3 protein-coding genes are annotated in these 6,566 nt (G+C 41.1%); all 3 read right to left on the bottom strand.

The genetic code is table 11. The annotated features are described in order from the left end of the window. Positions 1–59 precede the first annotated feature (59 nt). The 3 genes from FHQ30_RS01335 to FHQ30_RS01345 all read right to left on the bottom strand — a co-directional run bounded on the left by FHQ30_RS01335 (position 60) and on the right by FHQ30_RS01345 (position 6,228). Positions 60–695 carry a tellurite resistance TerB family protein gene (locus FHQ30_RS01335; RefSeq protein WP_139611942.1) on the bottom strand — a complete coding sequence of 212 codons (636 nt, stop codon included), beginning with the start codon at positions 693–695 and terminating at the stop codon, positions 60–62. Positions 696–732: 37 nt separating this feature from the next. Further along, positions 733–1,317 (bottom strand): D-sedoheptulose 7-phosphate isomerase, encoded by a 585-nt coding sequence (gene lpcA, locus FHQ30_RS01340; protein WP_139609154.1) that lies wholly within the window; start codon positions 1,315–1,317, stop codon positions 733–735. Positions 1,318–1,464: 147 nt separating this feature from the next. Beyond that, the gene (locus tag FHQ30_RS01345; RefSeq protein ID WP_176552671.1) at positions 1,465–6,228 is read right to left on the bottom strand and encodes an exo-alpha-sialidase; all 4,764 of its coding nucleotides are present in this window, start codon (positions 6,226–6,228) and stop codon (positions 1,465–1,467) included. Between the last annotated feature and the right edge of the window lie 338 nt (positions 6,229–6,566).

A 6,566-nucleotide genomic window follows, 5' to 3' on the forward strand; every position in this document is an offset into this window, starting at 1 on the left:
ATATCTTTGTCAATAATCTAAGGGAAGCATGGCTTCCCTGTTGAAGTGCTAGAAATTTATTATTTCGCTGCCAGTTCCAGTTGTTGTTTCAACTCGGCGGGTAATTTCAGTGCTTGTGCCAGTTGCTGCATATAAGCCTGTTCCAAAAAGTGATCGGGGTCGATCACCGACAAGGAAACCATATAAACTTCGGCAGCTTGCTGCGGATCATTGACTTGTTCGGCAAGGGCTTGAGGATCTAACGGGGTGTTGAGCCATTGATTAACCAGCTGATCGGCATTTTCTCCATAGCCCAACTGTTCCAGACCTTTATGAATTTGCGCTTTTTCTTGCGCATCGATTTGCCCGTCGGCACGGGCAGCAAACACCATCGCCTGGGTTAACAACATGATTTTGTTGTCAGACAGGGTGTTGTTGGCGTAAGTGATCGCCTCTTGCTGGGCTTGTGGGTCGAATTGCACATCTTGCACCGCACTTCCGCTTTTATTTTGTTGCCATTTTTGGTAGGCAAGCCAAGCCGCGCCGGCTAATGCAGCATAACTTCCGGCCTTAAAAACGCCTTTACGAGCACTGCTATTGCCCAGAATCAAACCTGCCAAACCGCCGACCGCCGCACTTTTGGCGATTTTGGAAAAGTTTTCATCTTTCATCATCTCGCCAAGACGGCTTTGTAATTGACTGAATAAATTGTTCATTACTGATCTCCTCGTGTAAAAGAACCTAATATCAAACTTAAGCCGTTTTTGCCATTTCAAATTCGATTAACATCATCAGAATGTGAATGACTTTGATATGGATTTCCTGCGTGCGATCCGCATAACGGAAGTGCGGTACCCGAATCTCGACATCCGCCAAACCTGCCATTTTGCCGCCATCTTTACCCGTCATGGCAATCACTTTCATGCCTTTGGCTTTGGCGGCTGCAATGGCGTTTAACACGTTTTGCGAATTGCCGGAGGTCGATAGCCCAAACAGCACATCGCCTTTGTTACCAACCGCCTCGACAAAACGGGAAAATACATATTCATAACCGAAATCGTTGCTGACGCAACTTAAATGGCTGACATCAGAAATCGCAATTGCCGGATAGCCGGGACGGTTTTCGCGGTAACGCCCGGTCAACTCTTCGGCAAAGTGCATCGCATCGCAATGCGAACCGCCGTTACCGCACGACAACACTTTGCCACCGCTTTTAAAACTCTGCGCCAACAACAGCGCGGCATCTTGAATCCGTTGAATGTTTGCTTCATCGTTGATGAAGTTATGCAACACATCAGCCGCTTCGTTTAATTCTGCTTTAATTTGTTCTAAATACATAATGCCCTCGTTTAGTGGTAAACAACGTGATGAGTTCGGTTATTGTAGAACATATTGCGAGGGAATGGTATGACTTATAAATAGAGAAAAACCGCACTTTAACGATGGATAGGCTGTTAAAGTGCGGTGAGTTATGGTGGTTAAAACTTAGAACGTATATTTAATATTCGCTGAGACATTTCGGCTATTGGTCGCATTATGAGAGACTTTATGCTGATAACCAACGCTAATCCCTAGGCTCAATTTCGGCATAATCCGATATTCAGCGGCGGTTTCTACATTGATAGAATTGCCTAACCCACCTGAGGTAAAGCTTCTTTCTGCGATAGCAGATCGTACCAGCAAATCGCCTTTACTGCTGCTATTGTGTTGATAGTAAGTATCTAAACCCAGTGTGAGGTTATCGAGGTTCCAATGTGTTCTCAAACCAAGATTTGTGGTAACGGCATTGATGTTGTCATATTGAATCTTAAATAAATCACTGTTTGATTTTAAATTCATGCGTTGCAATTGTACATTCAGTCGTGGAATCAAATCGATGTTGCCTAAGCTAAAGCGATAGCCGACTTCTGAACCGATACGCAGCGCTTTTGCCACCAGCGTGGCGCTGTCGTTGTTAGCGCTGATGTCGCCTTTATGGTGTTGATAGCCGGTATCAAGTGCTAGGTAAGCATCGCCAAATTGCTGCGTAAATTTCATATTTGCACCGTAGGTTTTGTACTCACCACGGCTTGTTCCGTCAGCGGCTTGTGGCGTGGTGTGATATTTTCCGTGGTTAACAGCAAGGTGCAAAGTGCGGTTTTGTTGTTCAGACTGCCACACTTTTCCGCCAACCATCCAACCGTTGTAGCGAGATTCTGCATTGTAACCATAATCTAAGAATCCTGCTGATGACTTATAATCTGTTTTGCCGTTCAAATAAGCGACAAACATATTTTGACCATCATCAAGCAAAGGCGCTGAATGTCGTTCAAAGTTTTGATAAATCATATTGTTATGGGTAAGCGCTAAATCTGAAGCTACAATATGTGATGGAATCAATGGATTGATTTGTGCACGATAATTTATGGTTTCGCTAACGGTTTCAGGTGCAGTTGGAGTAGAGGCTAATGAACTCGATGCAGATGAACTCGCGGCAGCTTGTGATCCGACTGTCGGTGTCGCAACAGTAGTTGTTTCTGTAACCGCCGTAGTTGTTGGTGTAGCCGTTTCTGCTGCAACAGTGATTCTTGTTGAAGGTGTATTCCCTTGTGAATCAATCAACTGTGTCTGCAAACGATAATCATAGAAGTTGCTTTGATAGTCATTCACTTTATTTTCACTTGCCAAGGATGCCCCTTTATCAAAAGCAACGAGGGTATAGCTGTATAAATCATTACTTAATACGTTACCATTGATTAGTTCAAATACCCCCAATTTTGCTTCGCCACCGATTTGGATCAGTGAAATCCCTTCATTATTATCGTAAAAGCCGTTACCGTTTATATCGGAATTCGCATTTTCTGTACCAAGCAAATTAACGGCAACCGGAATGGCTTTATCGCTATTATTAGTGACATTGTCGGTAATTTTAACGAAGTCATGTTGCCAGGCTTTTATCTCATCACTGATATTATTCACACGCAAGACCACACTTGCACCTTGATTGATGATATCGGTGAAGCTCAAGACGTTGGCTTCAAAAGGAAGTGCGCGAGTGCGCTCAGCTACAGCTGTTGCCAGCGAATGATGTGGGGAAATAACTGCGCCTGCTTGCCAAGTCATTGCTGAAGTTATATTACCGTTGCCGCTTAATGTTGCACCGTTGGCAAGCGTGAACGTTTTGGCATTAATTGTCGCATCATCAAGTGTGAAGACACCTTCTTTAATCTCAATATTCCCCTCGTCCAACTTGGTATTGCCCGAAAGTTGGAAAACTCCAGCGCCAGTTTTGCTGAGATTGCCTGCGCCACTGAGGTTTTCAGAGTGTAAACTAACCAACTTATCCGCAGCAGAATGAATACTCAATGTTGAATCTTGCGCTAAGGTTACTGCTTTGGCGACCACCGTTGTACCGCTTTCTAAGGCAAGGGTTGCATTTGCACCAAGTCTGGTGGTTTCAGAAAAATGTTGAGTATTTTCTTTGTAGGTGATTTTGCCACTTTTAACATCAATTTCATTGAGCACGGTTATGCCGTCAATCGTAAGGTTAGCATTTTCACCATCAGGGTTATATACCAAATTCATATTCGGCTGATTATTTTCAGCCACGCCACCCAGATTACCGTTGATAGTGTGCTGACCGCCAGCATTATAAACCAGCGTTGCCATTTGTTCAGCGCTGTTAATAAAGTGCCCAGTGATGTTATCTGAATATAAACCGGTGGTTTGCGTGTCAGAAGTGGCTTTATCTACGGTAATGGTATTGCCGTTAAGATCGACATTTCCCCCTTCCAAAATTAATTTGTCGTACGGGAGTTGATTGTCATCAGCTAAGCGGACGGTTGCACCTTGTTTTACTGTGACTTCGGCATAAGCTTGAACTTTGCTGTTATCATCGGCGGTCTGTTTTAAGGTTGCTATACCTTCCTCGATGACTAATTTAGCCGCATTTTCGCCAGTGCCAACTTTCACCATTTCACCATCGCCTATTTTGTAAAATGTTTCGGCACGATCACTGGTTAAACTAACTTCTAGATGTTCAGTACTGCGTTTATCTCGATAGATTCGATTTTCTGACCAAACGATTTCCTGTAAATTTAAGCGTACATATTGAATTTTCTCTGCACTTTCTTCATAGAGCAAGCCAATAGACCCGTCAGGTAGTTCAGTTAAGCTGTTATAGCCGTAGTTTCCTGTTGTAATAGTTGTATTATATTTCCATTTAATTGAGCCATCGTCTTGTACCTCCCCTAACCACACCATGCCATTCACTCGAGAACGAGAAGCTGAGTGTGGATTAGCAAAAACTAAATACTCTTTACCATTAATTTTTTTCGAATATTTAATCACTGACATTTGAGAATAAGGATCAAGTAAAATATCATCTGAGATAATCGTTTTTTGCCAAGTATAGCCGCTGTCTTTACTGGTTGAAATTTGCACTCGTCCACTTAAATTACGAGAAAATAATTTAAGGTCGCCATTATCTAATTCAACAACTTGGGATTCAGTCAATTGCTTCCAATCATCATTTAGAAGACGAGATCCACCGGTAGATGCTAAACGACGATCATTTGGTGATTCACCTCGCTCCCATGTGTTACCGCCGTCTTTGCTAATAATTAATGCAGCAGATTGTTTATTATTACTGTTCGTGTAGTAAACAGGCATAATTAATGTGCCGTCTTTTAGCTGGATACCGGTTCCAGGACCAGTACCTAGAAAACGCATCCAATCCGCTTTTACTTGCGGAGTAAGATCGACTGGGTTTGACCAAGTCGCACCATTATCGTCACTGTGTGTCAGCCATAAATAGCTGGTGATCTGTACTTTTAACGGGGCGGCATCACTTCCTTGTTGTGCTGTTTGTAAAAAGACATTACCTAATCGTTCTGCGCCATGATATAAATCGCCGAGATCCTTAAAGCCTATAGCAGAATCACCTTCAACAATCACTTTATATTCAGTAGGTTGGTGATCTTCGTTATAAACGATACCATTTTCTCGAACGGTATATTGTTCTCCATCAGCTCCAGTTAATACACGGTAGTAGTTATCTTTGATTTTTTTATAGCCGGTACCTTCTGATGAATGATCTCTATTTATGCCAAAGAAGCCCTGAGTTTCAGGGAACATGTCCACTAACATAAAAATACGTCCGGATGTTTTATCTTGTAGCATCAGCGGATCAATTAAAAACGCAGCGTTGGCAGCGCCATAAGTTTGACTGGCAAGATCGATGATCACTTGATCATCTTGCCATGTTTTTCCACCATCAAGACTACGGCGGATGGCGGTATCAATATTGCCCCAGTCACCGGCATGTTGATGACGTTTATCGATAGCTGCAATGACAATGCCATCCTTGGTGGTTAAAAGTGCCGGAATACGGTAATTTTTCGCATTTCCTTGATCTTTTTGAAATAGTGGTTCTTTTGTGCTCATATAAGAGCCGAGTTTGTTATGTTTATCCTCTGCATATTTGATATTGGCCGCTTCGTTTTCAAGATAGGCATTATATTCAAGAATATAGTTTTTGGTTAATTTATCATGTTCTGCTTTAACTTCTTCTGCTGTTAATACTTTTGGTTCAGCCCCTGCATAATAAACATTACCGGTAAATGTCATTTCGCGTGTACCGCTTGCACGTTTTGTTCGCCCGACATAAGCTGCATCTAACCCTTCAATATCTTTAAAGAATTTGGTATCACCGTGATAGGTTTTTTGTAAGGTACCATTGACATAAATCATGATTTTTTTATTTAATTTATCAAAGGTATAAGTAACGGTGGTGAATTCGCTGTCATTTCTTGCAATATCAGCAGTGACAAGTTGATTATTTGGAATTAAATTTGTACTTTTTCTAATTTCAATTCCGAAAGCATCTCCACTGGCTTTTCGATTTACATAGAAAAGAATGTAGTCATTATCTTTCTTTGAGTTTGAAACCCCTAATAAAGCAGTTAATTGTGTTGCTTCAGAATTTTTGAAACGAAATGTTAGTGAACCACTCTCTAGCTGAAAGGCATTTTGTGCAGCAAAGGTATCCGTGACATTAACTGGAGAACTAAACGGTGTTAGAGCACTGTAAGTAAAAATAGATGGGATGGCATTGCCTACGGTTGATGATACGAATGTTTCGGTTTTTTGTATTGTGGTTAGGGATTCCGCAAAAGCACCGGTAGCAAAAAAGGAGGAAATTAAAATTGCGAGTGAAGATTTTTTTAGTAAATGAATTGATGAGTTCAAAATAAATGTTGTATTGTTCATAAAACACCTCATAGAGTGGGCTAATAAAGAGAAGTTTATCGAAAAGCAGTGGAGCAAGCTTTGATTGATAGTGAATATTTATATTTTACTTCAATAACGGAGCAATGCTTCTATACGAAAAGTGTGATAACGATCAATTATAATATTCAATAGACTGTCAAATTTGTGATTTTGGTCAAACAAAAAAACATGATTTTTTAAATGGTTACATCAAGTTTCATTAATATTCATTTTTTGTTACATGGATAGAGTGGCATAATATAAAAATAAACGGCAAAAAAGTAATTTTCTAAGCAGAAAAATAATATAAATGGTATGAAGCGTGAGCTGTGTAACAT

The sequence above is a fragment of the Testudinibacter sp. 'clade 2' genome (assembly GCF_006227735.1).
Taxonomy (GTDB): domain Bacteria; phylum Pseudomonadota; class Gammaproteobacteria; order Enterobacterales; family Pasteurellaceae; genus Chelonobacter.